This window comes from Streptomyces sp. SAJ15 (genome assembly GCF_007595705.1).
Taxonomy (GTDB): Bacteria; Actinomycetota; Actinomycetes; order Streptomycetales; family Streptomycetaceae; genus Streptomyces.
Map to the genome: position 1 here is coordinate 1 of NZ_NISY01000023.1, position 25,803 is coordinate 25,803.

A 25,803-nucleotide genomic window follows, 5' to 3' on the forward strand; every position below is an offset into this window, starting at 1 on the left:
GGCCACCGACTGGACCGCCTACCTCGCAGCCCGCGCCCGTGGCGACCAGCGGAATACAGCACGTTCGGAATGACGCTCCCCGCCAGCTGGGGCCTCCGCCTGGAGCGCGCAGGAGCGGCAGGAGTACGCCAACGACCTGGGCGATCCACGCTCCCTGGTGGCGGTGATGGCCTCCGAGAACCGGAAGAAGGCCGACCAGGACCCCGGCGAGTGGCTGCCGCCGGACGACGAGGCCCTCTGTCGGTACGTCACCGAGTGGACCGTGGTGAAGACCCGCTGGCGGCTGGCGGTCGACGGCGGCGGGGCGGCCGCGCTCCAGCGGCTCGGGGCGGGCTGCCCCGACGACTCGATCACCGTGGTGCTCGCCCGCTGACCCGCACGGGCGCCGGAACCCATACTCCGTTGTTCTCCAGTTCACACGGGTCGGGGAGAGTGGTGGGGGGCGCCCGCCAGCGGTCTCGGCCGAGGCGGACGCGGACGCGGACGCCACGGCGCGTGGACGGTCGACGCGAGGCCGAGGCCGAGCCCCCGCTTGAGCGGGCGTGAGTCGGCGTGGGCGAGGGCCTGACCGGCGGGTGCCGACGACGGCACGGCCGGGGATTGGTCTTGACCAAGGGTGAACGCCGTCCTATCGTCGCAGTCATACATACTGAAACAACCTTTAATAAAGAAGCGCGCATATCTTGGCGGGGACGCCCGTCCCCGGGGGACACTCGGCGATCGCGGAGGACAGGGTGGGGACCACGCAGCTCGAATCGGTGCCGGAGCCGAAGTACTGGCACCTGAAGACCGTGCTCAGCGACGCGCTCGACTCGGAGTTCGCCGTGGGCGAGATCCTGCCCAACGAGCGCGAGCTCGCCGCCCGCTTCGGCGTCGCCCGCGCGACGCTTCGGCAGGCCCTGGAACAGCTGGAGCTGGAAGGGCGGTTGCAGCGTCGTCGCGGTGTCGGCACCACCGTCGCGCCGCCCCGGGTGGGCGTGGCCGTCGGCGACCCGGAGCACAGCTGGCCCGGCGCCGACGACGCCGCCGACACCTGGGAGCCGGTCGAGTGCGAGGAGGCCGCGCCGCCCGCGGCCGTCGCCAGGCTGCTGGGCGTCGCCCAGGACACCCCGGTGCACGTCGTACGGCGCAGCCGGATGTCGCACGGCCAGCCGCTCGCGGCCGAACTCGTCTACATCCCGGCGGAGTCCGTGCCCGGCCTCAGCGCCATCGACGCCCCCAGCGGCGCGGCCCGCGCCCGCACCGTGCTGCGCGAACTCCGCCGGCTCGAGCTGGAGGGCCGGGAACAGTCCGTGGAGCTCGGCTCCGCCCGCGCGGACGACGCCCGACAGCTCGACCGCCTCCCCGGGGCGCCGGTCCTGCTCGTCACCACCCGCTATGTCGCGGAGGGCCGTACCGCGGCCGTCGCGATCGCGACCTACCGCGCCGACACCTGCCGGTTGACCTTCGGCGACGCGGGCGCGGGCGTCCAACTCCTGGCCGGCTGACCCACCGTCCGTTCGACGAGGCGCGGCCGGAAGACCACCTTCCGGCCGTGCCCCAGCCCTGCTCGACGCCTCACGCCCGACGCCTCACGCCCGATCCCGCGCACCGGATGCCACGCGTCCGGCGCCCCACGCCCGATGCCGCGCGTTCGACGCCGCGCTCCCACGCCCGACGGGCCCTCAGAAGTGAAGGTGTCGGCCGGTGTCCAGCGGCCGTGCGGCCCGATCGGGCTCGGGGTGCGGCCGCCACCGGCCGCGTCGCGGCGTAGGACGTCGTACGGCGAGCCGCAGGGGGAGATCGCGGCAGGGACGCCGCGCGGCACCGCGTGAGGGCCTCAGCGCGTCGAGCGTCGGGCGGTCACCGTGCTCTCCACCGCGAAGAGCGCCTCCTCGACATGGTCGAGGGCCAGCCGCAGCGCCCCCGTGGCGACGGCGGCCTCGCCGAGCAGCGACTGGGCCACCAGGGGCGGGCGCAGGCAGTACCGGGCCAACTGTTCGCGCAGCGGGTCCAACACGCCGTCCAGCCCGGCGGCCCAGCCGCCGACGACCACCACCTCCGGATCGAGCGCGAGGACGAGCGCGGCGACGTCGTGGACCAGCCGCTGGATGAAGCGGTCCACCGCGGCACGGGCCCGCGGATCGCCCTTGCGGGCCAGCGCGAAGACCCGGGCGACCTGGGCCTCGTCGAGGGGCAGGAGCGGCTCGCCGGTGGTGGACAGCATCTGTTCCGGCGTCGCCTCGCGGCCCAGCAGATGGAGCGCGCCGATCTCCCCGGCCGCGCCGCCGAAGCCGCGGTGCAGCCGCCCGCCGATGAGCGAGCCCGCGCCCGGGCTCAGCCCGGCGAGGACGAACACCACGTCGTCGGAGCCGACCGCGGCGCCCTTCCAGTGCTCGGCCACGGCCGCGGCGTTGGCGTCGTTCTCCACCAGAACCGGGCAGTGGAAGGAGCGGCCGAGGCGCTCGCCGAGCGCCAGCCCGGTCCAGCCGGGGAGCGCGGTGCCCAGCCGTACGGTGCCGTCCGCCTCGATGATGCCGGGGGTGCCGACGCCCACGGCGCGCAGTCCGTCCCGGCTGACCCCGGTGCGGCCCAGCAGATCGGCGACGGCGTCCCGGACCCGCCGCAGGCGCTCGTCGGCCGGCGCGCTCTGGGCGACCTCGCGCACCGCCGAGCCCAGCACCCGGCCGTCGAGGTCGGAGAGCAGGGCGGCCACCCGGTGCGGGCCGATCTCGATGCCGAGCAGATGCCCGGCCTCCGCGCGGAACCGGAAACGGCGGGCGGGACGGCCCTGGCGGCGTACGCCGTCGTCCTCGGGTGCCGCCTCCGCGGCCAGACCGCTGGCCATCAGGCCCTCCACCACGCCCTCGACCGTCGGCCGGGACAGCCCGGTGGAACGGGTCAGGTCGGTGAGGGTGGCGGAGCCGGGAGTGCGCCGGCCGGAGCCCGGTCGGGGGGCCGTGGCCGCACGGAGGGCATGCAGGACCACGGCGGAGTTGATCCGCCGGAGCAGCGACGGATCCCCGCCGGTGAGCCGCCCCACGTCGGCCTCCCTACCTGTGCGTGTGTGCCGGATCGTATCCGGTGCCCAGGGGAGCGGCGAGGGGCGGTACCCCGTCCGAGCTCAGCCGGGGGTGACGAATCCGGACTCGTACGCCGCGATCACCGCCTGGGTGCGGTCCCGGGCTCCCAACTTGCTCAGCACCGCGCTGACATGCGTCTTGACCGTCTCGGTGCCCAACAGCAGAGTCCGCGCGATCTCCGCGTTGGACATCCCGCGCGTCATCAGCCGCAGCACCTCGGCCTCGCGGTCGGTCAGCGCGGCCCGCGCCATCGTCTCCCGGGCGCCCGCGTTCGCGCGGCCGGCCGCCAGCTCCCGCACGGCGGCGGGGAACAGCAGCGAGTCGCCCTCGGCGACCAGCCGCACCGCGTGCACGATCTCGGCGGGCCGGGCCCGCTTGAGCAGGAAGCCGTCGGCCCCCGCGCGGAGCGCCTCGTAGACGTACTCGTCGTTCTCGAAGGTCGTGATGACCAGGATCTTCGGAGGGTCCGGGACCGTGCGCAGCACCGCGCGGGTCGCCTCGATGCCGTCCAGCAGCGGCATCCGCACGTCCATCGCCACCACGTCCGGCCGCAGCTCGCGGACCAACGGCAGCACCGCCGCCCCGTCGGCGGCCTCGCCCACCACGTCGATGTCCGGTTGCGCGCTGAGGATGGCGGCCAGCCCGGCGCGCACGAGCTGTTCGTCGTCGACGAGGAGAACGGATATCGGCACGCGATCACCTTAAGCCGGTGGGGTCGGCCCGGCCGACGCCTACACGTCCGCGGGCAGCCGGACCAAGACCCGCCACTCGCCCTCGTGCGGCCCGGTCGCGGCCTCGCCGCCGAGGAGGGCCGCGCGTTCGCGGATCCCGCGCAGGCCGCTGCCGGAACCGGCGCCGCGCAGCGTGGCCTGGGCCCCGTCGCCGGGAAGGGGGTTGCGGATGTCGAGCTCCAGCGCACCGGTGCGGTCGTCGGCGGCGACGCGGACGGTCACCGGCACCGGACCCGCATGGCGCAGGACGTTGGCGAGCGCCTCCTGGAGGATGCGGTAGCCCTCGCGGGAGACCGGGCCGGGGAGGGCCGCGAGGTCCCCGGTGACACGCGCGTCGAGGGACGAGCCGGCGGCGCGGGCGGACTCCAGGAGTCGGTCCGCGTCGACGATGCCGGGACGGTCGGCGGGGCGCTCCGCCGGATCCTCGCGCAGCAGCCGCAGCACGCGCTCCAGGTCCTCCAGGGCCTGCCGTCCGGTCTCCTCGATGGCCGACAGCGCCCGGTCGGTGAACTCGGCGGAGCCGGCGGCCCGCGCGGCGCCCGCCTGCACGACGGCGACGGTCAGGGCGTGCCCGATCGAGTCGTGCAGCTCGCGGGCGAGCCGATTGTGTTCCAGCAGACGCTCGGTGCGCTCCTCCAGGGCGGCCAGCCGCTCGCCGGCCGACGGCCCCAGGAGACGGGTGGCGACGGCCGTCATCAGGGCTCCGGCGCCGACGACGTACGCCGCCAGGGCGACCAGGGGAAGCGGCGCGAGCAGCGCGTACCAGCCCTGGTGGCCGCCGGGTCGCGGCACCGGAAGGCCGTCGCCGGCACCCCCGGCCGGATCGCCGGTCGCCGCGCCCAGCAGCGCCCCGGTGAGCCCCGGCAGCCACATGCACAACAGGACCGTCACACAGCCCGCTTCCAGCCGCAGCACCAGCCACAGCGCGGTGAGCCAACGATCGCCCCAGGAGGCCGCGGGGGCGGCGGCGATCCGAGCGACGGCGACCGGCTCAACCGCCGCCCCGCGCGGGCCGCCCCGCGCGTGGGTGCCGGACAGGAGCAGCAGCCGCGCCTGGAGGCCCTCCGCGAGCCGCGCGCCCGGCACCATGGCCCACCCCACCAGAAACGGCACCGGCAGCACCAGCAGCCACAGTGCCCCGACCGTGGTCAGGCCGGAGAGGCCGGGATAGACCAGCGAGCAGACCGCGGCCGGCACCGCCCCGCTGAGCAGGTGCAGCCACCGGGTGTAGAGGACCGCGCGGGTCAGCGGAAGCACCAGCGCGCGCACCGGGCTCAAGATCGTCGTCACCCCGTCATGCTGTCACCGCGCGGCGCGCCCGGCCTCCCCCGCGCGGGGGAGGCGGAACCCGCGCCCGGGGGAGGGCGAACCCGCGCCCGAGGGAGGCCCGGAACCCCCGCCGCGCGGCACCGTTGACGACATGACAGCGATCGACATCCACGAACTCACCAAGGAGTACGGCTCCGTCCGCGCGGTGGACGGCCTCACCTTCAGCGTCCGGCCGGGCCGGGTCACCGGATTCCTCGGCCCCAACGGTGCGGGCAAGTCCACCACCATGCGGGCGGTGGTCGGCCTGGACCGGCCGACCTCCGGCACGGCGACCGTCGGCGGCCGCGCCTACCGCGAACTGGCCGAGCCGCTCCGCCACGTCGGGGCGCTGCTGGACGCGGGCGCCATCCACGGCGGCCGCACCGCCCGCGACCACCTGCGCTGTCTGGCCCTCGGCAACCGGCTGCCGTCGCGTCGGGTGGACGAGGTGCTGGCCGAGACGGGCCTGACCGCGGCGGCCGGGCGGCGCGTCCGCACCTTCTCGCTGGGCATGCGGCAGCGGTTGGGCATCGCCGCGGCCCTCCTCGGCGACCCGTCGGTGGTGATGCTGGACGAGCCGACCAACGGGCTCGACCCCGAGGGCGTCATCTGGATCCGCACGCTGATGAGGCGGCTGGCCGACGAGGGCCGCACGGTCCTGGTCTCCAGCCATCTGATGGCGGAGACCGCGCGGGTCGCCGACCACCTGGTCGTCCTGGGCCGCGGCCGGCTGCTCGCCGACGCGTCCCTGGAGGGCTTCCTCCGGGAGCACGGCGAGCGGCGGGCGCTGGTCCGCTCCGCGGAGCCCGAGCGGCTGCGCGAGGAGCTGACCCGCGCGGGATACACCGCGGTGCCGGACGGCACCGGCCGCTGGGCCGTGGAAGGCGCCGAGGCCGGCGACATCGGCGCGCTCGCCGCGCGGCACGGGATCGCGGTCCTCGAACTGACCGGTGAGGGGGGATCGCTGGAGGAGGCCTACCTGCGGCTCACCGCGGGCGAGACCGAGTACGCGGCACCGGCCGCGGCAGCCACGACACGGAAGGTCTGAACACATGTCCCAAGACACCCGGGAGCAGGTCCTCACGCACCCCGCGGACCACCTCGGCCAGAGCCGCGCGGGACGCGCCTCGATCAGAGCGGTCGTCCACTCCGAGTGGACGAAGGTCCGCACCCTGCGCTCCCTGTCGCTCGCCCTGGTCGGCGGCCTGGCCGCGACGGTCGGCGGCACGATGCTGGCGTGCGGCACCTACGGGAAGGCCGAGCTCGAGGCGGCGGACTTCGACCCGGTCTTCGCCTCCTTCTTCGGCCTCAACTTCGGGCAGATCGCCGCCATCTGCTTCGGCGTGCTGGCGGTCGCCGGGGAGTACGCGGACGGGGGGATCCGCGTCTGGCTGGCCGCCGTTCCCCGGCGCGGACTCTGGTACGGCGGCAAACTGGCCGTCGTCGGCGGGCTCTCCCTCGCCACCGGACTGGTCACCGGCTTCGCCGCACTGCTCGGCGGGCAGGCGCTGCTCGACGGGCACGGCGTGGGGCTGGGCGCACCGGGAGCGCTGCGCGCCGTCCTGGGCTGCGGGCTCTACCTCACCCTGCTGACCCTGCTGGCCGCAGGTGTCGCGGCGGCGCTGCGCAGCACCGTCGGCGCGATCGGGGTGCTCGTCCCGGTGGTCTGCTTCCTGTCCCCGGTGCTCGGCGAGGGAGCGACGACCCGGTTCCTGCCCGACCGGGCCGGACAGCAGATCCTGCACGCCGCCCCCGAGGGCGGCCTGGGTCCCTGGTCCGGGCTGGGCGTGCTCGCCCTGTGGACGGCGGCGGCGATCTGGGTCGGTTGGCGCGTGCTGGAACGCCGCGACGCCTGACGCCCCGGTGACGGCCGGCCCGTGGTCAGACGGCGCGGGTCGCGCACGGGGAACGCCCCACGGTGGGACGGCCGGTGGGCGGTCGCGGACGCCGATTGTCAGACCCCCCGGCTTTACTGACGGCATGACGGACATCGCCCGGCACCTGGCCGCCATCGACGAGCTGCGCGCCCGACCGTTCCCGGACCGCCCCGTGAGCGGACCGTTGCTCGAGAGCGGACCCGGGTTCCACATCGCCGACCTCCGGGTCAGCGAGGACTTCTGGGACGCGGACCTGGCGCGCGTCGCCGAGGTGGACGAGGAGTTCGACGCCGAGCTGCGATGCCTGATCCAGGCGCTGTCGCGGCGGTGGGGCGAGCCGGAGGCCGTCGACCTCACCGACCATCTGGAGCGCTCCGCCCTCCACGAGCCGGTCCCGCCCCCGCTGGACTCCCTCTGCTCCTACGTCGGCCGGCTGCACGCCTGGCGGGTTGACGGGCGCTGGGTGGCGGTGGGAGTGGGCCAGGGCGACCGCGAGCTGCCGATCCAGCTGGTGGCGGCGATAGGCGAGGGCGACATGCGCTGATGAGGGGGCCGGTCGTGCCCGGCGGGGTCGTTGGCGACGAGCGGCGCCGGCGAAGGAGCCGGCGGAGGCGTCAGCGACGAGGGGCCGGTGACGCTTCGCGGGAGTGGGCGTGGACGAGTGGCGGCGGTGGCGTTTCGAGGGGGTGGGCGTGGACGAGCGGCGGCGGTGGCGTTTCGAGGGGGTGGCGGCGATGAACGCGTGCCGGTGGGGCCTGGTGGGCGCGTCAGTCGTCGGCGAACGCCGCCGCCCGCAACCGCCCGTACTCCTCGGCCATCCTCTCGAGCGTCCAGTGGGCGTTGAGACCGCTGGGGTTGGGCAGGGCCCAGACACGGGTGGTGCCTATGGTCCGCTCCTGCGGGCCTATCTGTGCGCGCTTGTCACCGAAGGCCGCGCGGTAGGCGGTGACGCCGGCCACCGCGAGCCAGCGCGGCCGCAGCCGAAGCACCTTCTCGGCGAGCAGCCGCCCGCCTTCCTGGTACTCCCGGGCAGACAGCTCGTCGGCGCGCGCGGTGGGACGGGACACCACGTTGGTGATTCCGAGCCCGTAGCGGAGCAGCTCGCCCTGCTCGGCGGGGGCGAGCCGGCGCGGGGTGAAGCCTGAGGCGTGCAGCACCGGCCAGAAGCGGTTGCCCGGCCGGGCGAAGTGGTGGCCGGTGGCCGCCGACAGCAGCCCCGGGTTGATCCCGCAGAAGAGGACATGGAGCCCGTCCGCGACCACGTCGGGAACGACGCGGTCGCGGGCGGCCTCCAGCTCCTCAGGCGTGAAGGAGGAGGTCAGAGGATCGCCCCCGGCGTGTAGCCGGCCGCCTCCGGGTGCTGCTTGACGATCTCCTCGACGCGGGCGACCACGGCGGCGACCTGGTCGGCCGCGGCGCCGGTGAAGGACAGCTTGTCGGCCATCAGCGCGTCCAGCGCCGCCCGGTCCAGCGGGATGCGGGCGTCGGCGGCGAGCTTGTCCAGCAGGTCGTTGCGCTCGGCACCCTGCTCGCGCATGGCCAGCGCGGTGGCGACCGCGTGCTCCTTGATCGCCTCGTGCGCCTCCTCGCGGCCCACCCCGGCGCGCACCGCGCCCATCAGCACCTTGGTGGTGGCGAGGAAGGGGAGGTAGCGGTCCAGCTCGCGGGCGACGACGGCGGGGAAGGCGCCGAACTCGTCCAGCACGGTCAGGAAGGTCTCCAGCAGACCGTCGAAGGCGAAGAACGCGTCCGGCAGCGCGACCCGGCGCACCACCGAGCAGGAGACGTCGCCCTCGTTCCACTGGTCGCCCGCCAGCTCACCGGTCATCGAGGCGTAGCCGCGCAGGATGACCGCGAGGCCGTTCACGCGCTCGCAGGAGCGGGTGTTCATCTTGTGCGGCATCGCCGAGGAGCCGACCTGGCCCGGCTTGAAGCCCTCGGTGACCAGCTCGTGCCCGGCCATCAGCCGGATGGTCTTGGCGAGCGAGGAGGGCGCGGCGGCCAGCTGCACCAGGGCCGTGACCGCGTCGTAGTCGAGCGAGCGCGGGTAGACCTGGCCGACGGAGGTGAAGGCGTGCCCGAAGCCGAGGTGCGCGGCGATCCGCCGCTCCAGCTCGGCCAGCTTGCCCGCGTCGCCGCCCAGCAGGTCCAGCATGTCCTGCGCGGTGCCGACGGGGCCCTTGATACCGCGCAGCGGGTAGCGGTCCAGCAGGTCGGTCAGCCGGCCGTAGGCCACCAGCAGCTCGTCCGTCGCGGTCGCGAAGCGCTTGCCGAGGGTCGTGGCCTGCGCGGCGACATTGTGCGAGCGGCCCGCCATGACCAGCTCGGCATGCTCACCGGCCAGCTTGGCCAGCCGGGCCAGCACCGCCACCGTGCGGTCCCGCGCCAGCTCCAGGGAGAGCCGGATCTGAAGCTGCTCGACGTTCTCGGTCAGGTCGCGGGAGGTCATGCCCTTGTGCACGTGCTCATGGCCGGCGAGGGCGTTGAACTCCTCGATCCGGGCCTTGACGTCATGCCGGGTGACCTTCTCGCGCTCGGCGATCGAGGCCAGGTCGACGTCCTCCAGGACCCGCTCGTAGTCGGCGAGCGCGGCGTCCGGCACCTCGATCCCCAGGTCCTTCTGGGCGCGCAGCACGGCGAGCCACAGCCGCCGCTCCAGCGTCACCTTGTACTCGGGGGACCACAGGACGGCCAGCTCCGCGGAGGCGTAGCGGTTGGCCAGGACGTTCGGGATGCGGGGCTTCGCAGACAGAGCAGCAGTCACGTGACCAGAGTCTACTGGCGGTTTACGCAGGCCAGCGCCCCGCCCCGCTTTGTGGCTTACTACGAAAGCCCGCGGGCGCGGGTGGGCCCGTACGGTCGGCACCCGCCCGGCGCGCCGGCCCGGTGTCCGGTCGGTCACGCGGTGGCGCCTCGCCCCGGTGTCCGGTCGGTCCCGCGGCGCGGCCTCGCTCCGGTGTCCGGTGGGGCGGCGGCTCCGGGGCCCCGCCGGGCCCCGCGCCCTGCGGCCTCGGGTGTGGCGCGGCGCCGGGCGACGCTCACCTCTCGTACGGCAGCAGCTCGGCCCGCTTCGGCGGCCGTCCGTCGCCCGAGGAGCGGCCGGTCAGCCGCCGGCCTATCCAGGGCGCCAGGTGCAGACGGGCGAACCGCAGGTCGGCGCCGCGGCGGGCGCCCCAGCTCGCCGGCGCGGCCAGCGGCAGCGGCGCGTCCCAGTCCTCCACCGGCTCATGGCCCAGCGCCTGCCACACCGCCTCGGCGACCCGTCGGTGCCCCTCGGCGTTCAGATGCAGCCGGTCGTCCGCCCACATCCGCGGATCCCCCAACGCCTTGGAGCCGAAGAGATCCACCACGACCGCCCCGTGTCGCCCGGCGAGCGTGTCGAGGTGCGAGAACAGCGTCTCCATCCGGGGCCGAAACCGCTCGAAGACCGGCCCGCGCCGGCCCGGGCTGCGCATCAGCACCAACTGGCGGCAGCTGGGGGCGAGCCGCTCGACGGCCTCCTCCAGCAGGGCGCACACCCGCGCCACGTCGCACTTCGGGCGCAACACGTCGTTCAGCCCGCCGACCAAGGTCACGAGGTCGGCGCCCATCGCGGCTGCCGGCGCCGTCTGCTCATCGACGATCTGCCCGATGAGCTTGCCGCGCACCGCGAGGTTGGCATAGCGGAAGCCGGGGGTACGCGCCGCGAGGCGCGCGGCGAGCAGGTCCGCCCAGCCGCGGTAACCGCCGTCCGGAAGCTCGTCGGACATCCCCTCGGTGAACGAGTCGCCGACCGCGACGAAGCTGGTGTAGGTGGCGTTCATCTGCATGGCGCGGTGATCATACCCATCGGTATGTCGGCTCCCTCTTCTTGGGGCTCGGTTCGCCTCCGGGCGCTGCAAGCGACTGCCGACGGTCGACCGTGCTCGCCTGCGCGCCCCTTTTCAGGGCTCGGTTCGCCGGTGCGTGCGGGGTTGGAGTGCGTACGCGGCCGTGGGGCGGCGAGTCGGGGCGACCCTCACTCGGCCAGGAATCCGGCGTCCAGCAGCTCACGGGCCAGCTCCGGGCTCCGGGCCGCCACGAAGGAGATCGGCTCGTCGTGCCGCGACCGCTCCGCCGTCGTCGGGTGGCCGTGCGGGTCCAGCACGCAGCCGCCCGCGGCCTGGACCAGGAACAGCCCGCCGCACACGTCCAGGAGATAGCCCCCGTGGCAGACCATGCCGTCCAGCACCCCTTCGGCCACCAGCGCCAGGTCCAGCGCGGGCGCCCACAGGTTCACCGCTCGCCGGCACCGCTCGGCGGCCAGGGCGTCCGCGCGTCGGAACCAGGCGTGGCCCCCGTCGGAGTAGTTGGTGACGAGGGAGATCACCGCCTGCCGCAGGGGGACGCCTTCGGCGGGCGGGGCCGGCGGCCGGGCGCGGTCGCCCCCGCCGACGGTGCCCGCGGCGTCGACGGCGAAGCACTCGCGGTCGAGCAGGGGATCGAAGACCAGCGCGAGGACGACGCGCTCCCGCTCGAAGAGGCTGATGGCGATCGCGCAGTGGGCGATGCCGAAGCCGAAGTTGTTGGTGCCGTCGAGGGGATCCACCGCCCAGGTGAGCGGGGTGTCCGGCCACCGGGTGTACGGCTCCTCCTCCGCCACCACCCCGTAGTCGGGGAACTCCGCCCGCAACTGCCGGGCGATGATGTCCTGCGCGGTGACGTCGGCCCGCAACTGCACGTCATGGGGGCCCTTCGCGGCGCTGATCAGCCGGGAACCGAACTGATCGCGCAGGGCTTTTCCGGCGCTCCGCGCGGCGTGCCGCGCGACGGCCAGTTCGCGCTCCACGTCGCGCCGGTGTCGGTCGTCCGCCCCGCCCGCCGACGAGCCGGTGGAAGCCATCTCAGTCCCCGTCCTGTCGTCGGTTCGCCGAGCGCCGTCCGCGCCTCAGGCGGTGTTCCTCGATCAGAACGGCGGGCACGGTGGCGCCCGCCACGGGAAGCACGATGCTCGCGGCGGCCGCGAGCACCTGGCGCGTCCCCGAACTCGACTGCAACTGCTCGAACACGCCCCCCTGCCAGAGCCCCAGCATCGTCACGGCCACGGTCAGGGCCGACAGCCACACCGCGCCGACGCGCCCGATGCGGCCGCCCGCCGCCGCGCCGTCGGACGGCTGGGCGACGACCCGGCCCAGATGGGCCTGCATGACGCGGCGGTCCTGCTGGACGTACTGGTCGACGGCGACCGGCACCAGCGTGCGGGTGCTGGCCCGCAACACCGTGCGCAGGGCGAGGACGGCGTCGTGTGTCGCCCACACCGGTGGTGAGTCGGGTGCGGTCACGCTGCACCTCCAGGTGCCGTTGGGCTGTTGGAGTGCGAGGAGTCGACGCACTCCGTCCAGCACCACGGCCTCGTCCAGGTCGTGCCCGGCCAGGCTCAGCGCCGTCAGCGCCCAGGGTGTGGCGAAGTGGCGGTAGTCCATGCGGATCGAACGCCCGGGATCGACCGGGGTGTTGGCCGTCGTGGACTCCCACGGCTCCTCCCGGAGCGCGTCGAACGTCTCCACCAGATAGTCGCAGCCGGCGACGACCGCCGTGTCCGTTTCGGGGGAACGGGCCGCGAGCAGCGCCACGATCGCGTAGCCGGTGTACGCGGGGGACGACGGCCGCGCGCTGTCCGTCGCCCGCGGTGAGGCCCCCCAACCGCCGTCCGGACACTGCGCGTGCCGGAGCCAGGACACGCCCCTGGAGACCGAGTCGACCCGGTTGAAGCCCGCCAGCGCCCGGATCGCCGCGGTGGTGGGGAAGACCATGGACTGGCTGTCCTCGGCGGAGGAGGCCCAGCCGCCGTCCGGCCGCTGCTGCTCTTCCAGCCAGGCGATGCCCTTGGTCACGGCGGAGTCGGTGTGCGACCAGCCCGCCTCCCGGAGGGCGGTCAGGCAGGCGGCCGTGGACTCGGTGATCGACAGGCTGCTCATTCCGCCGATGAGCGAACTGCGCACCCGCCAGCCGCCGTCGGGGTTCTGCTCCGCGGCCAGGGTCTGGGCCGGGCGGCTGACGAACTCGCCTCGCGCCCCGGCGTGGATATGGGCGAGCACCGCCTCCGCGGTGGACAGGATGCCGATGCTCCTGCCGTCCTGCCACTGGTTCCACCCCCAGCGGCCGTCCTCCGTCGACAGGTGGCTGTCGAGGTAGGCGATGGAGGTGTCGAAGGCGCGTCGGATGGCGGTGCTGAGCTCGGCGGCCCCGCTGGCCGCGCGGTGCCAGCGCACCGCGGTGACCAGGTGTGCCGCGTGCTCGATGTCGGCTCCCCGGTTGCAGACCTCCGCGACGCTCAGCGTGCGCCAGCGCGCGTCGTGGGGCATCGCCAGCCGCTCGGGTCTCAGCACCGCGGCGGCCACCAGCCGCCCGGTGCCCCCGGTGTGCTCGTAGGCCAGCAGGCCCATGAACGCGACGTCCACCCCGAACTCGCGGGCGGCCGTGCGCTCCACCAGGGTGTCGATCCCGTCGTCGGGGCGCCGGCCGGTGTCGTCGGGGAGTCCGGCGAGCTCCAGCCGGAGGCAGACGAGGCGGGAGCCCTCGGCCCGCAGCACCACCCGGTCGCCCTCGGGCGCCAGCAGGATCAGATCGACTCCGGTGGTCACAGGGCGAGCTCCTGGGGCGGTGGGGGACTCCGGCGCGCGGGGGGCGCGGACGCTCGGTCTTCGGGCGTGCGGCGTTCGGAGGCACGGCCATCGGACGCGCGGTCTTCGGGTGTGCGGCGTTCGGAGGCGCGGCCATCGGACGCGCGGGCTTCGGGCGCGCGACACTCGGGCGCGAGGGCGTCGAGTGAGCACCGCTCGGGTGACGTGCGTCGTTCCGGGGGCTCACCGCCCCCGGCGAGATGACCCAGCAGCCGGGTCAGCTCCTCCGCCAGCTCCCCGGGGGACCGCCTGCGGAGCGCGATCGCCGCGCCGTGGGCGAGCGCGTGCTCGGCGTAGACGTCCACCGTCGAGCGGCGGTCGCGGCCCTGGAAGACCAGGCTGGCGGTGGTGGCGCGACGGTCGCCGATCACCCGGTGCAGGACGTCGGCGGAGAGTTCATAGCCGGTGCCCGCCGCCATATGGGCGTCGAAGACGCGCTCCAGCCGCTGAACGCCGACCGGGACCAGGGAGTACGTGGAGGAGTCGTCCGCGGAGGCGTAGCTGTAGGCGTGGAACTCGCGCGCGGGCGCCGCCCCCGCCCGCGGGGCGGACGAGGAGCGGGCGGGCGGGGGCGTGAACTGCTGGTAGCGGTAGCCGCCCGAGATCAGTGTCGAGGCGAAGTCCCAGCGGTGGTTGTGCACATTGGGGGCCTCGTCGTCGTCCGGCCCCTCGCGCCGCCACCAGATGTGCAGTCGCAGTCGGTGCGCCGGACCCGAGGCGAGGACGATCTTGGAGAAGCCGTTGGGGTGGGCGTACGAGCGCTCCGCCACCGCGGCGAGGCGGCGCTCGTCCCGTAACAGGGCGCGCAGCATGGCGCACACCGATGCCCTGTCCGACAGGGGGGCGAGGGCGGCGGCGAGCGAGCCCGCGCGGCCCTGGGCGTGCGCGTCCGCGAGGGCGGCGAAGCGCGCGTCCAGTGCCGCGAGCGACGAGGGGTTCGAGGAGGTCGCCATGGCCTCAGCCCCGCGCGATGTCGGCGTTGGAGAAGGCCGGATGGCCGGTGACCTCCCTGTCGATCAGCAGGAACTCGGGCAGGGACACCTGCTGCCGCTCCTTGTCGAGCTGGACCTCGAGGATGCGGCAGGCGCGGCTCGCGGGCTCGCGGATGATGTCGAGCTCGAACAGCCGCCCCCGCCAGTCGAAGAGCCATCTCTCCTTGACGACCGGCTGCCGGCCCGGATCTCCCCGCCGGCGGAGCCGCGCGTACGCCTCGGGGCCGATCTCCCGCTCGTCGATGGTGCGCACCCCTGGTCGCAGCGGGGTGAGCAACGTGTGGAAGAACCGCTCGGTGTCGCCGCAGCGCCAGTGCCGGATCCGCTCCTCCCCGGCCGGGCCCACGCTGAGATAGATCTGCTCCAACTGCACCCGCCGTGCGGCGCTCAGCACGGGATGCCCGGGGTCGGGTGGAGCGGCCAGCAGGAACTTCCGTTCGATCTCCACGGACAACGTGCCCCCCAGGACGTCGTCAAGGATTGCGCCGCCCGCCTCGCGATGAGCCGAGACGGTGAGGATGAGCTCATCGTACCAATCCGGACACGCTCCGTGGGCGGGTTCGCCGGAGTCCGATCGCCCGGCGGTGCCCGGCTGCGTGGGGCGCCGGGGGCGCGCATCATGAGCCCCATGGTGATGACCCATATCTACTTCGAGGGCGGTGCGCGCAACGGCACGACGGTGATGTGGAACCTGGAGCCGGGCGCGGACGTCTACGACGACAACATCTTCCGGCCGCCCGAGCTGTACCGGCGGACGCATCGGGCGAAGGTCATCGGCGGTATCGAGTACGCGGTCTTCCGCTACGACCCCACCACCACCCGGCTGCCGGGCGCGGGTACGCCGGGAACGGGTGCGTCGAGCGGTGCGCACAGGCCCGGCGGAGCGCCGAGGTGAGCCGGGCTGCCGCCGAGCGAGGGCACCGCCTGACGGGGCGGGCCGACCGGGCGGGTGCATGCCGCCGTGTCCCGGGCGTCCCCCGCGGCCATACCCCGCCCTACCCGGGCCGGAACCGCCGCCGTCGGGCGCCGCGGGGTTCCGGAAGCCGCCCGGCGGGCAGCCTGATCAGCGTGGACGCCTATGAGTGTGATCGAACGACGATGGCAGTGGTCGCCACCGCGCTCGCCGACGACGGAGAGGCCGCCGTAACCCTGCTCGCGCCGCTCGAAGCGCGCGACGTGTGCCGGGTCGCGGTCCGCCTGGCCGCGATGGCCGCCGACACGCTGCTGGCCGTCGCCGAGGCGGAGGGCGGCGGCCGCGCGGAGGCCCTGGCCCGCTGGCAGGCATGCATCCTCGCCCACGAGGCGCAGCGCGCCGCGCGGGAGGCGGGGCCCGGCCCTGACGGCTGCTGACGGCGGGAGGCGGGACCACGGCGGACCCGGCTCCGACGGTCTGCTGACGCGCCGGCGACGACTCCCCGGTGCGGGCGGCGCGGAACGCCTCCTCCCGGGCCGGGCCGCCGGCACGCCGGCGGACGGCTCCGGGGCCGCGCGGCCGGGCCGGGGCCGGGGCCAGGAGTGGCTCCCGGCCCCGGCACCCGACACCGCGCCCGCTGGCCGCGACCTCGGCCGAGCGATGCCGTCGGACGCCCCGAACCGCGCGGAGGCGCGCGGTGCCGTGATCAGGCGACCAGTTCCCGCAGCAGGTCCTCCATGGTGACGAGCCCGGCCAGCCGGCCGTCCTCGTCGACCACGGCCGCCAGATGGGTGCGGCTCTTCCGCATCGCGGTGAGCACGTCGTCCAGCGGTGTCGTCGCCCGCGCCCGCGCGATGCGGCGCAGCTGGCGGAGGGTGAACGGGACGTCGCGCGGGCGGGCGTCGAGGGCGTCCTTCACATGCAGATAGCCCAGGATGCGGCCGGCGTCGTCGACGACGGGGAAGCGGGAGAAGCCGTGCTTCGCGGTCAGCTGCTCCAGCCCCTCCGGAGTCACCCCCAGCGGCGCGGAGACCACGCGCTCCACGGGCAGCACCACGTCCCGCACCGGTCGGCGGCCCAGCTCCAGGGCGTCCCGCAGCCGCCCGGTGGCACGGTCGTCCAGCAGTCCGGCCGCACTGGAGTCCGCGACCACCCGGGCCAGCTGGTCGTCGGAGTAGGTCGCCGATACCTCGTCCTTGGGTTCGACGCGCAGCAGCTTCAGGATGCTGTTGGCGAAGGCGTTGACCGTGAAGATCACCGGACGCAGCGCCCGGGCCAGCGCGACCAGCGGGGGGCCCAGCACCAGCGCGGTGCGCACCGGCTCGGCCAGCGCCACGTTCTTGGGCACCATCTCGCCGAAGAGCATGTGCAGATAGGTGGCCAGAGACAGCGCGATCACGAACGAGACGGGGTGGATCAGCCCGTCCGGCAGCCCCACCGCGTGGAAGACGGGCTCCAGCAGATGCGCCATGGCGGGCTCGGCGACGATACCCAGCACCAGCGTGCACAGCGTGATGCCGAGCTGGGCCGCCGCCAACACCGCGGAGACGTGCTTCATGCCCCACAGCACGCTGTACGCCCGGCGCTCGCCACGCTCCGCGTGCGGCTCGATCTGGCTGCGCCGCACCGAGACCAGTGCGAACTCCGCGCCCACGAAGAACGCGTTGACGACCAGGGTGAGCAGACCGATCAGCAGTTGCAGCAGCGTCATCGTCCGGCCTCCCCCTCATGCCCCTCGCCCCGCGGGTCGTGTCCCGCGCGGTCGCGGCGCTCGGTCCGCGCCTCGCGCCTGCCCCGACGCGAGCGGCGCTCGTAACCGGCCATGTCCTCGTGCTCCCGGCCCGTGGACGGGTGCGGGCCACGCAGCCGGACCCCGGCGGCACGGCGGCCGGAGGCGTCCAGCACCTCGATCCGCCAGCCGGCCACCTCCAGGATGTCCCCGACGGCCGGTATGCGGCCGAGCTCGGTGGCGATGAGGCCGGCGAGGGTCTCGTACGGGCCCTCCGGGGCGCGCAGGCCGATCGCCTCCAGCTGGTCGGTACGGGCCGCGCCGTCGGCGTCGTACAGCCGGCACCCGCCCCGGTCGGTGCCGGCCGGGGCCAGGTCCGGGGTCTCGTGCGGGTCGTGCTCGTCCCGCACCTCGCCGACGACCTCCTCGACGATGTCCTCCAGCGTCACCACGCCCGCCGTGCCGCCGTACTCGTCGATGACGACGGCCATGTTGCGCTTGGCGGACAGCTGGTCCAGCAGCCGGTCCACGGTCAGCGAGGCGGGCACCAGCAGCGGTTCGCGCAGCAGCTCGGTGACCGGGTACCGCGGGCGCCGCTCGGCCGGCACGGCGAGCACGTCCTTGATGTGCGCCACGCCGATGACGGTGTCCAGGCTGCTGCGGTAGACGGGGAAGCGGGACAGGCCGGTGGCGCGGGTGGCGTTGGCGACGTCCTCGGCGGTGGTCTGCGCCTCCAGCGCCACGACCTGCACGCGCGGGGTCATCACGTTCGAGGCCGTCAGCTCGCTGAGCCCCAGGGTGCGGACGAACAGCTCGGCGGTGTCCGCCTCCAGCGCGCCCTCCTTGGCCGAGTGCCGCGCGAGCGCGACCAGCTCCTGCGGCCCCCGCGCGGAGGCCAGCTCCTCGGTGGGCTCCAGGCCCATCCTGGTGACGGTGCGGTTGGCGGTGTTGTTCAGGTGCCGGATCAGTGGGCGGAAGGCGGCGCTGAAGGCGCGCTGGGCGCCCGCCACCCGCTTGGCGACCGGCAGCGGCCGGGAGATCGCCCAGTTCTTGGGCACCAGCTCACCCACGACCATGAGGACCACGGTGGAGACGACGGTGCCCAGCACCAGGGCGACGGAGGAGGCGGTGGACTCCGGCAGGCCCAGCGCCCGCACCGGCCCGGTGAGCAGGGTGGCGATCGACGGCTTGGAGATCATGCCGATGATCAGGCCGGTGACGGTGATGCCGAGCTGGGCGCCGGACAGCTGGAAGGTCAGCCCGCGCGCCGCGCGCAGGGCGCTGTCCGCGCCGCGCTCGCCGCGCTCCGCGGCGCGCTCGAGGTCCGCGCGGTCGACGGTGGTCAGCGAGAACTCCGCCGCGACGAAGACGGCACAGGCGAGCGTCAGCAGCAGGGCGACCGCCAGGAGGATCAGCTCGGTCATCGGTTCTCCTGCGTCCCATGGTCGGACAGGGAGGGAGGGAACGCGCGATGTCGACCAGGTCGACTACTGGGAGGCTCGCCCATGGGCGGACGCTCACACCTTTCACCACACTCGGCGCGGCGGCTCTCGCCGCGCCCACCACGTCGGCCCGGTGGCCGCGTGAACCCTCATGGTAAAGGATCGGCAAAATGGCACCGTCGGAGAGTGATCACACCTCCGGTCGGGTCGGCAGGGGCTTGACCCAGCGGCTCCACTGCGGCTCCGGCTCGTACCCCGCCGCGCGCCAGGCGTGCCGCGCCGTCTCGTTGCGGTCCAGCACCATCGCGTCCCCGCGCCGCCCGCCCAGCGCGACGAAGCGCTCCTCGGCCGCCCGGAGCAGCGCGGAGGCCACTCCCCGCCGCCGGTGGTCGGGGGAGACGGCGAGCCGGTAGAGATGGCAGCGCCAGCCGTCGAAACCGGCGATGACCGTCCCGGCCAGTTCCTCGCCGCGCAGCGCCAGCAGCAGCGAGCCGGGGTCGCGGGCCAGCAGCCGGGCGACCCCGTCCCGGTCGTCGCTGATGCTCCTGCCCTCGGCTGCCCGCTTCCAGAAGGCGAGGACGTCGTCGAGGTCCGCCCGCACCGCCGCCCGTATCCGTAGTTCGTTCACGGTGTCATCCCACCACCGCGCACGCCGCGCGGTCGACGGGATAACCGGGCCTCGACGGGAGGCCTCGCGCCCGCCCGGCGGCCCGGGGCGCGCCCAGGCCGCGTCCCGTCGGGCCGGCGCCGTCCCCCCGGTTCACTCCCCGCGCAGCTCCTCGATCACCTCGGCGAAGGGCTCCATGAAGGGGTCCAGTACCACGAAGTACGAGAAGCCGTACCGCTCGCGGTGGGCGCGCAGCTGCTCGGCCATCTCCTTGACGCTGCCGACCAGCACCGCGGGGTGGTCCAGCAGCTCGTCCTCGGTGAGCACGGGCACGAGCGTCGGTCCGGGCGGGGCGTATGAGCGCACTGCGGCGCGGCGGTCGTCGGTGATCTCGACCATCTGCACCAGGTAGTTCAGTTCGGCCGGCGTGGTGCGGCCGACCTCGGAGGCGAAGCGGTGGTAGGCCGCCACGCGCGCCTGGAGGGTGTGCGGGCCGGCCAGGCGGAGGGTGCCGGCGGGCTCGCCGGGCGCCTGCTCGGCTCCGGTGAAGGCGACGACGTCGGCGTGGCGCGCGGCCAGCCGCAGCAGCCGGTCGCCGTTGCCGCCGAGGGCCAGCGGCGGGCGCGGGGTCTGGGCGGGGCGCGGCCGGTGTTCGGGGTCGCGCAGCAGCCGGTCCACCTCGGTGACGACGTGCTCCAGGTGGTCCACGCGCTCGCGCGGGGAGCCGAAGGGCAGTCCGGCGGTGTCGTGCTCGGCCTTGACGTACCCGGTGCCCAGTCCGAGCTCCAGCCGCCCGTCGGTGAGCGCGTCCGTGTCGGCGACCTCGCGGGCCAGCAGCGCCGGGTTCCAGAACCCCGCGTTGAGGACGAAGGTGCCCAGCCGGGGTCGTTCGGTCGCCTCGCCCGCGGCGACCAGGGCGGGGAACGGCGCGGGCATGCCCAGGTGGTCGGGGACCAGCAGCACGTCGTACCCGAGCCGCTCGGCCCGGCGGCACTTCTCGCGCCAGGCCGCGCGCGGCGCCGGGCTGATCATGACGACTCCGAAGCGGAACGGCCGTAACATGCGTCCTCCTTGGGTCCGGGCCATGGTCATCGCTCTCGCGAACGTAGCGGAGTTGGACTCCGGTTTCCGCGTCAAACCGGCCAATCACCAGCCGTTCGAGTCGTACGCGAGGCCCGCGTCGGATTCCGTACCCGGATTCCGTACCCGGAGTCCCCCGGCCGTCCCGCTCCGCCGGAGGTGTGATCCGTCACTCGTGGGCGATGGCGGAGAGCATGTTCATACGGGATGCGCGCAGCGCCGGGAGCAGCGCCGCGACCAGGCCGATGACGATCGAACCGATGAGCACGGCGACCACCGTCGGCCAGGGGATGGCCAGGGCTTTCATGCCCTCCAGGGCCAGCACGTGCTGCATCACCACGCCCCAGGCCAGTCCGAGGCCCAACCCCAGCACCGCGCCGAAGACCGCGATGATCACCGACTCCAGCCGGATCATCCGGCGCGTCTGGAGCCGGGACAGCCCGATCGCGCGGAGCAGCCCGATCTCCCGGGTGCGCTCGATCACCGAGAGGGCGAGCGTGTTGACCACACCCAGCACCGCGATGATGATCGCCAGGCCGAGCAGCGCGTAGACGAGGTAGAGCAACACCGCGATCTGATCGTGGATCAGCTCCTTGTAATCCGCCTGGTTGCGGACCTTCATCTGGGGGAAGGGCTCCAGCCTCCGCTCCAGGTCGTGCCGCAGCCGCTCGACGTCGGTCCCGGGGGCGGCGTTGACGTACAGCCCCGAGTCCTGGCTGCCGGGCAGGTACTTCGCGGCCGTGGCCAGGCCCATCACGATGCCGCCCTCGGCCCCGAAGCCGTTGCCCGACTCCGACGCGGCCAGCGCGCCGACCGTGAGCGTGACGGTCCGGCGGTCGCTGAACGCGACCCGGATCCGGTCGCCCACCTCGATCCCGTGGTCCCGCGCGAACTTGCGTTCCATGCCGATCCGGCCGGGCCCCATGGCCGACGCGGTGTTCCCCGCGGCGTAGTCGAGCGAGACCACCTCGTCGAACCCCCGGTCGAAGGCGACGCCGGTGGTGGTGACGCTCTTCCCGTCCGGCAGTGCGAGCTTGAGCGGGACATAGCGCTGGCGCACGAACGTGCCGATGCCCGGCGTGGCGCGCACCCGGTCGGTGACCTCCCGCGGGAACGGGCCGAAGGTGGTGCTCTGCGCCACCAGGTCGGCCCCCAGCGTCTTGTCGATCTGCTGGTCGAAGGAACGATTCATCGAGGTGCCCGCCACCGCCATTCCGGTGACCAGCGCCAACCCCACCATCAGCGCGGCGGCCGTCGCGCCGGTGCGTCGCGGATTGCGCAGCGCGTTGCGCTGGCTCAGCCGCCCCACCGGGCCGTACAGCCGCGGGAAGACGCCGCCCAGCACCCGCACCAGCGGCCGGACCAGCAGCGGGCCGGCGATCACCATCGCGACCAGGGTCAGCGCCACGCCGGCGCCCAGCAGCGCGGCCGCGCTCTGGGTCCGCCCGCTGGCCATGCACGCTCCCAGCGCCGCCCCGCCCGCCACCCCGGCCAGCAGCCCGGCCACCGCGCGGACGCGCAGCGGCCGGCCCACCCCCGCGACCTCCACATCGGCCAGCGCCGCCATCGGCGAGACCCGCGCGGCGCGCCGCGACGGCAGATACGCGGCCACGAAGGTCACCCCGAGACCCACCGCGTACGCGATCACCGGGGTGCTCCAGCGGATCGCCGGGTCCGCCGCGTCCAGGTTCATCCCCAGCAGCCCCAGCAGCCGGATCAGCGCGATCGCCAGCCCGATCCCGGCCGCGAGCCCCAGCGTGGCGCCGACCACCCCGAGCAGCAGCGCCTCGATCAGCACCGACCGGCGCACCTGGCGGCGTTCGGCGCCCAGCGCCCGCAGCAGGCCCAGCTCCCTGGTGCGCTGCGCGATCAGCATCGAGAAGGTGTTGACGATCAGGAAGGTGCCCACCAGCACGGCCACCCCGGCGAAGCCCAGCATCACGTACTTGACGATGTCCAGGAACCGGCCGAACCGCTCCGCGTCGGACTGCGCCTGCTCCGCGCCGGTCCGCAGGTCGTATCGGTCCCCGTCGCCGAGGGCCTCGGCGATCCTCCGCTTGAGCTCGGCGTCCGAGACGCCGGGGGCCGCCTGGGTCTCGATGGAGGTGGCGGCGTCCGCGCTGCCCAGCAGCCTGCGCTGCGCCGTCTGCGGGTCAAGGAAGACCAGCGCCGCGCCGGGGTTGGTGCCGGTGAAGGTGGCGATGCCCACGATCCGCACCGGAAAGGCCCCGGGGCCGGCGAGGACCCGCAGCCGGTCGCCGATCCCCAGCCCGGTGCGCTCGGCGGTGTCCGCGTCGATCAGCGCCTGCCCGTCGCCGCGCGGGGCGTGCCCCTCGGTCAGCCGCACCGGGCTGCGGTCGGTGGGGTACCAGTCGCTGGCGAGGGTGGGCGCGTTGGCATGGGCGCCGATCTCCCGGTTGCGACGGTCGACGACGGTGATCCGCTCGGCGGTCACATCGATATGGGCCGTGGCGACGCCGTCCACCTTCGCCACGCGGTCCACCAGCGAGGCCGGGAGGGTGGCGATCCGACCGGTGCCGTAGCCCTCGTTCTCCGCGAACTCCGACCTCGGCTCGATCGACACGTCCGAGGAGGTCGAGGCGAACAGTCGGTCGAAGGTGCGGTTGACGGTGTCGGAGAAGATCAGACTTCCGGCGACGAAGGCCACCGACAGCAGCACCGCCAGCGCCGACAGCAGCAGCCGGCCCTTGTGGGCGATGAAGCCGCGCAGCGTGGCCCGGAGCATGGCCGCGCTCAGCCTCTGCCGTCAGGGTCGAGGTCGGGGTCGAACGCGCCGCGGCGGGCGTCGCCGGTGGACGCGCCGGGGTCGGCGTCGTACGGCCCGGGGCCGGTGCCGGGCGCCGGGCCGCTCGGGGTGCCGTCCGCCGGCGCGTAGCGGCCGGTGAACAGCCGCAGGCGCTCCAGCACGGCCTCGGCCGTCGGGTTCGGCATCTGGTCCACGATGCGGCCGTCACCGAGGAAGAGCACCAGGTCCGCGTGGGCCGCGGCGCTCGGGTCGTGGGTCACCATGACCACGGTCTGGCCCAGCTCGTCCACCGCCTCCCGTAGGAAGCGCAGCACATCGAGGCCGGAGCGCGAGTCGAGGTTCCCGGTGGGCTCGTCCGCGAAGATCAGCTCGGGGCGGGAGGCGAGCGCGCGGGCACAGGCGACGCGCTGCTGCTGGCCGCCGGAGAGCTGGCTGGGCCGGTGCCCCAGCCGGTCCCGCAGCCCGAGGGTGTCGATGACCTTGTCCAGCCAGCGTGGATCGGGCCTGCGGCCCGCGATGTCCATCGGCAGCGTGATGTTCTCGGCCGCGGTGAGGGTGGGCAGCAGGTTGAACGCCTGGAAGACGAAGCCCACCCGGTCCCGGCGCAGCCGCGTCAGCTCCCGGTCGTTCAGCCCGGTGATCTCGGTGTCGCCCAGCCAGACCCGGCCCGAGGAGACCGTGTCCAGCCCCGCCAGGCAGTGCATCAGCGTGGACTTGCCCGAGCCGGACGGGCCCATCACCGCGGTGAACCGGCCCCGCGCGATCTCCACGTCCACCGCGTCCAGCGCCACCACGGCCGTCTCACCGCTGCCGTACGCCTTGGTCAGGGCCGTGGCGCGGGCGGCGGTGCCCGACCGACGCGCCCTGCCCTCCTCCGCTGTGGACACCACGCCTCCCCGTGTCGATGAGCGTGTATGTGCCGAGACTAGGCGCGGGTACGCCCGACCGGCCACCGTTGTGCACCGCCCATCGACGACGGCGCCCGCGCGGAGCCGGCGCGCCTCCACGGGCGACGCCCACCGAGGGCATACGGGTGAACCGCCGCCGCCGGCCGGCTCTTGCCGGTGCTAGCGCTTCGGCGCTAGCTTCGAGGCATGGCGAAGACACAGCTGAACGTCCGGGTGGACGAGGCCACCGCGGAGGCCGCGCGGGAGCGCGCGCTCCAGCGCGGCGTGAGCATGAACCGCTACATCGAAGAGCTGGTCCGCAAGGACGCCGGCGAGGCGGGACAGACCTTCGTGGAGGCCGCCGCCGACTTTATGGAGCAGTACCGCACGGTGTTCGCGGAGGAGTTCGGGCGGCAGGGCGACGACCGCCCTTGAACCTGCGGATCGACCTCGCCTGGCTACTCATGATCGCGGAGCGCCACACCCCCGGCGACCCCGCGGTCACCGACTACGGCGCCCTCGTCGCCGCCGTGAGTCGGCACGAGGCGGAGATCTTCGGCACGCCCATCTACGGCGACCCCCAGACCCGCGCCGCCGCACTGCTGCAACTCCTGCTGCTGGTCCCCGCCCTGGAGCGGTCCAACGCGCTCTTCGCCTGCGCCGTCGCCTACGGCTACCTCGTCGCCAGCGGCGTGAGGGTCACCGCCACCCCCGAACGCGTCCGCGACCTCGCCCGGCTGGTCCGGGACGGCGCGGTCGACGTGCGGCTGATCGCGGCCGAACTGCGCTCCTGGAGCCGCTGAGCGCTCTGCGAGAAGTGTCGTAACGGGCCGTCGTTCGCCTGCGGGCCCGTTGTGGCTGGTCGCGCCCGCGCGGCGGAGCCGCACACGTCACGGCCCCGCGCCCCTTCAGGGCGCTGCCGAACCGCAGCCGTGTTCACCAGATCCGCTCAGGCGGCGCCCTCCTCCGCGGCGCGTCGCCCGGCCGGGCCGTCGTGGTGGTCCGGAGCGAGGTGGTCGCCGGGAGCGATCTGATCTCCGGGCCGTCGTGGTCGTCCCGACCGCTAGGGGCATCCGGACCGATGTGCCACCCCGAGCACGCACGGGGACGAGGGCAGCGTCAACCGGCCCGGCGGGACCCGCAGCCGTCGATGGCCGGTCACCTCGAAGCCGGCCGCCTCGATGAGCGTCAGCGGCTCCCGCGCCGTGTGGCAGCCGCCGAACAGCAGCGGCCAGACCGTACGGTCCAGGGCGCGCTGGGTCAGCGCCAGCGCCCGGCCTTCCGCCCGTCCGTGTTCGAAGAAGCGCAGCTCGCCGCCGGGACGCAGCACCCGCAGCAGCTCGGCGAGGGCGCGCCCGGGGTCCCGAACGGAGCACAGCACCAGTGAGACGACGGCGGCGTCGAACGCCTCGCTCTTGACCGGCAGCGCCTCCGCCGTGCCCGGCACCACGTCCACCGGCACCTGGGCCCGCACTCCGGCCTGGACGGCCAGGTGACGCAGATGCCGCTCGGGCTCGATGGCGACCACCTCGGAGACCGTGCCGGGGTAGTGCGGGAAGTTCAGCCCGGAGCCGGCGCCGATCTCGATCACCCGCCCGGACAGCCCGGCCAGCAGCTCCCGCCGCACCTCGGCCACCCCGGCGCGCTGGTCCGCGAGCGCGCCGACTCTCGCGTAGCAGCGGGCGAAGAGCGGGTGGTGGACGGCGTCACGCGGGGGTTTGCGGCTGAGCACGGGCATCGAGGTACCCCTTCCCGACGGCTGCGGTT

General features: G+C 74.4%; 26 protein-coding genes. 9 read left to right on the forward strand and 17 right to left on the reverse strand.

Going from position 1 to position 25,803, the window contains the following annotated elements; translation table 11 throughout:
- The first annotated feature begins 166 nt into the window (after positions 1–166).
- Positions 167–373 carry a hypothetical protein gene (locus tag CD790_RS32805; protein ID WP_144387044.1) on the forward strand — a complete coding sequence of 69 codons (207 nt, stop codon included), beginning with the start codon at positions 167–169 and terminating at the stop codon, positions 371–373.
- Positions 374–734: 361 nt separating this feature from the next.
- The gene (locus tag CD790_RS32810) at positions 735–1,487 is read left to right on the forward strand and encodes a GntR family transcriptional regulator (protein WP_144387045.1); all 753 of its coding nucleotides are present in this window, start codon (positions 735–737) and stop codon (positions 1,485–1,487) included.
- 332 nt (positions 1,488–1,819) lie between these two features.
- Here the strand turns inward: CD790_RS32810 and CD790_RS32815 are convergent, their stop codons facing one another.
- The 3 genes from CD790_RS32815 to CD790_RS32825 all read right to left on the reverse strand — a co-directional run bounded on the left by CD790_RS32815 (position 1,820) and on the right by CD790_RS32825 (position 5,083).
- Positions 1,820–3,022 (reverse strand): ROK family protein, encoded by a 1,203-nt coding sequence (locus tag CD790_RS32815; RefSeq protein ID WP_144387046.1) that lies wholly within the window; start codon positions 3,020–3,022, stop codon positions 1,820–1,822.
- 81 nt (positions 3,023–3,103) lie between these two features.
- Positions 3,104–3,754 (reverse strand): response regulator transcription factor, encoded by a 651-nt coding sequence (locus CD790_RS32820; protein ID WP_144387047.1) that lies wholly within the window; start codon positions 3,752–3,754, stop codon positions 3,104–3,106.
- Between the two features lie 39 nt (positions 3,755–3,793).
- The gene (locus CD790_RS32825) at positions 3,794–5,083 is read right to left on the reverse strand and encodes a sensor histidine kinase (protein ID WP_399218632.1); all 1,290 of its coding nucleotides are present in this window, start codon (positions 5,081–5,083) and stop codon (positions 3,794–3,796) included.
- Positions 5,084–5,213: 130 nt separating this feature from the next.
- On the opposite strand from CD790_RS32825, the gene CD790_RS32830 reads away from it, so the two are divergent.
- The 3 genes from CD790_RS32830 (at position 5,214) to CD790_RS32840 (ending at position 7,522) form a co-directional block, all read left to right on the forward strand.
- Positions 5,214–6,149 carry an ATP-binding cassette domain-containing protein gene (locus CD790_RS32830; protein WP_144387048.1) on the forward strand — a complete coding sequence of 312 codons (936 nt, stop codon included), beginning with the start codon at positions 5,214–5,216 and terminating at the stop codon, positions 6,147–6,149.
- A 4-nt stretch (positions 6,150–6,153) separates the two neighbouring features.
- Complete coding sequence (locus CD790_RS32835) at positions 6,154–6,957, forward strand: ABC transporter permease subunit (protein ID WP_144387049.1); 804 nt, start codon at positions 6,154–6,156, stop codon at positions 6,955–6,957.
- Positions 6,958–7,081: 124 nt separating this feature from the next.
- Positions 7,082–7,522, forward strand: coding sequence for a hypothetical protein (locus CD790_RS32840; RefSeq protein ID WP_144387050.1), 441 nt, complete (start codon positions 7,082–7,084; stop codon positions 7,520–7,522).
- Between the two features lie 223 nt (positions 7,523–7,745).
- Here CD790_RS32840 and mug read toward each other — a convergent pair whose 3' ends face one another.
- From mug to CD790_RS32875, 7 genes are all read right to left on the reverse strand, one after another.
- On the reverse strand, positions 7,746–8,240 hold the full coding sequence (gene mug / locus CD790_RS32845) for a G/U mismatch-specific DNA glycosylase (RefSeq protein WP_260868074.1): 495 nt from the start codon (positions 8,238–8,240) through the stop codon (positions 7,746–7,748).
- A gap of 56 nt (positions 8,241–8,296) precedes the next feature.
- Positions 8,297–9,730 (reverse strand): adenylosuccinate lyase, encoded by a 1,434-nt coding sequence (gene purB, locus CD790_RS32850; RefSeq protein ID WP_399218645.1) that lies wholly within the window; start codon positions 9,728–9,730, stop codon positions 8,297–8,299.
- Positions 9,731–10,016: 286 nt separating this feature from the next.
- Positions 10,017–10,787 carry an SGNH/GDSL hydrolase family protein gene (locus CD790_RS32855; protein ID WP_144387052.1) on the reverse strand — a complete coding sequence of 257 codons (771 nt, stop codon included), beginning with the start codon at positions 10,785–10,787 and terminating at the stop codon, positions 10,017–10,019.
- Between the two features lie 188 nt (positions 10,788–10,975).
- Positions 10,976–11,839 (reverse strand): inositol monophosphatase, encoded by an 864-nt coding sequence (locus tag CD790_RS32860; RefSeq protein WP_144387053.1) that lies wholly within the window; start codon positions 11,837–11,839, stop codon positions 10,976–10,978.
- Position 11,840: 1 nt separating this feature from the next.
- A complete protein-coding gene (locus CD790_RS32865) occupies positions 11,841–13,580 on the reverse strand; it encodes a prenyltransferase/squalene oxidase repeat-containing protein (RefSeq protein WP_144387054.1) in 1,740 nt (579 codons plus the stop codon).
- Positions 13,577–14,572, reverse strand: coding sequence for a hypothetical protein (locus tag CD790_RS32870; protein ID WP_144387055.1), 996 nt, complete (start codon positions 14,570–14,572; stop codon positions 13,577–13,579). Before CD790_RS32870 ends, CD790_RS32865 begins: the two co-directional genes overlap by 4 nt.
- Positions 14,573–14,576: 4 nt before the next feature.
- Positions 14,577–15,059, reverse strand: coding sequence for a hypothetical protein (locus CD790_RS32875; RefSeq protein ID WP_144387056.1), 483 nt, complete (start codon positions 15,057–15,059; stop codon positions 14,577–14,579).
- A 180-nt stretch (positions 15,060–15,239) separates the two neighbouring features.
- Here CD790_RS32875 and CD790_RS32880 point away from each other — a divergent pair, with 180 nt between their 5' ends.
- Together CD790_RS32880 and CD790_RS32885 are read left to right on the forward strand one after the other, a co-directional pair.
- A complete protein-coding gene (locus CD790_RS32880) occupies positions 15,240–15,506 on the forward strand; it encodes a hypothetical protein (RefSeq protein WP_260868075.1) in 267 nt (88 codons plus the stop codon).
- Positions 15,507–15,709: 203 nt separating this feature from the next.
- Entirely contained in the window at positions 15,710–15,961 is a 252-nt protein-coding gene (locus CD790_RS32885; RefSeq protein WP_144387057.1) for a hypothetical protein, read from the forward strand.
- A gap of 269 nt (positions 15,962–16,230) precedes the next feature.
- Here CD790_RS32885 and CD790_RS32890 read toward each other — a convergent pair whose 3' ends face one another.
- From CD790_RS32890 to CD790_RS32915, 6 genes are all read right to left on the reverse strand, one after another.
- Positions 16,231–17,235, reverse strand: a complete 1,005-nt coding sequence (locus CD790_RS32890) for a hemolysin family protein (protein ID WP_144387058.1) — start codon at positions 17,233–17,235, stop codon at positions 16,231–16,233.
- Positions 17,232–18,677, reverse strand: a complete 1,446-nt coding sequence (locus CD790_RS32895) for a hemolysin family protein (RefSeq protein ID WP_144387059.1) — start codon at positions 18,675–18,677, stop codon at positions 17,232–17,234. Before CD790_RS32895 ends, CD790_RS32890 begins: the two co-directional genes overlap by 4 nt.
- A gap of 208 nt (positions 18,678–18,885) precedes the next feature.
- A complete protein-coding gene (locus CD790_RS32900; protein WP_144387060.1) occupies positions 18,886–19,323 on the reverse strand; it encodes a GNAT family N-acetyltransferase in 438 nt (145 codons plus the stop codon).
- 132 nt (positions 19,324–19,455) lie between these two features.
- Positions 19,456–20,364, reverse strand: a complete 909-nt coding sequence (locus CD790_RS32905; RefSeq protein ID WP_144387061.1) for an LLM class F420-dependent oxidoreductase — start codon at positions 20,362–20,364, stop codon at positions 19,456–19,458.
- Between the two features lie 187 nt (positions 20,365–20,551).
- Complete coding sequence (locus tag CD790_RS32910) at positions 20,552–23,128, reverse strand: FtsX-like permease family protein (RefSeq protein WP_144387062.1); 2,577 nt, start codon at positions 23,126–23,128, stop codon at positions 20,552–20,554.
- Positions 23,129–23,136: 8 nt separating this feature from the next.
- A complete protein-coding gene (locus CD790_RS32915; RefSeq protein ID WP_260868076.1) occupies positions 23,137–24,036 on the reverse strand; it encodes an ABC transporter ATP-binding protein in 900 nt (299 codons plus the stop codon).
- 207 nt (positions 24,037–24,243) lie between these two features.
- On the opposite strand from CD790_RS32915, the gene CD790_RS32920 reads away from it, so the two are divergent.
- Together CD790_RS32920 and CD790_RS32925 are read left to right on the forward strand one after the other, a co-directional pair.
- Positions 24,244–24,471, forward strand: a complete 228-nt coding sequence (locus CD790_RS32920) for a toxin-antitoxin system HicB family antitoxin (RefSeq protein WP_144387064.1) — start codon at positions 24,244–24,246, stop codon at positions 24,469–24,471.
- Positions 24,468–24,839, forward strand: a complete 372-nt coding sequence (locus CD790_RS32925; protein WP_144387065.1) for a fic family toxin-antitoxin system, toxin component — start codon at positions 24,468–24,470, stop codon at positions 24,837–24,839. Before CD790_RS32920 ends, CD790_RS32925 begins: the two co-directional genes overlap by 4 nt.
- Positions 24,840–25,099: 260 nt before the next feature.
- On the opposite strand, the gene CD790_RS32930 is transcribed toward CD790_RS32925, so the two are convergent.
- On the reverse strand, positions 25,100–25,774 hold the full coding sequence (locus CD790_RS32930; RefSeq protein ID WP_144387066.1) for a class I SAM-dependent methyltransferase: 675 nt from the start codon (positions 25,772–25,774) through the stop codon (positions 25,100–25,102).
- Positions 25,775–25,803 lie beyond the last annotated feature (29 nt).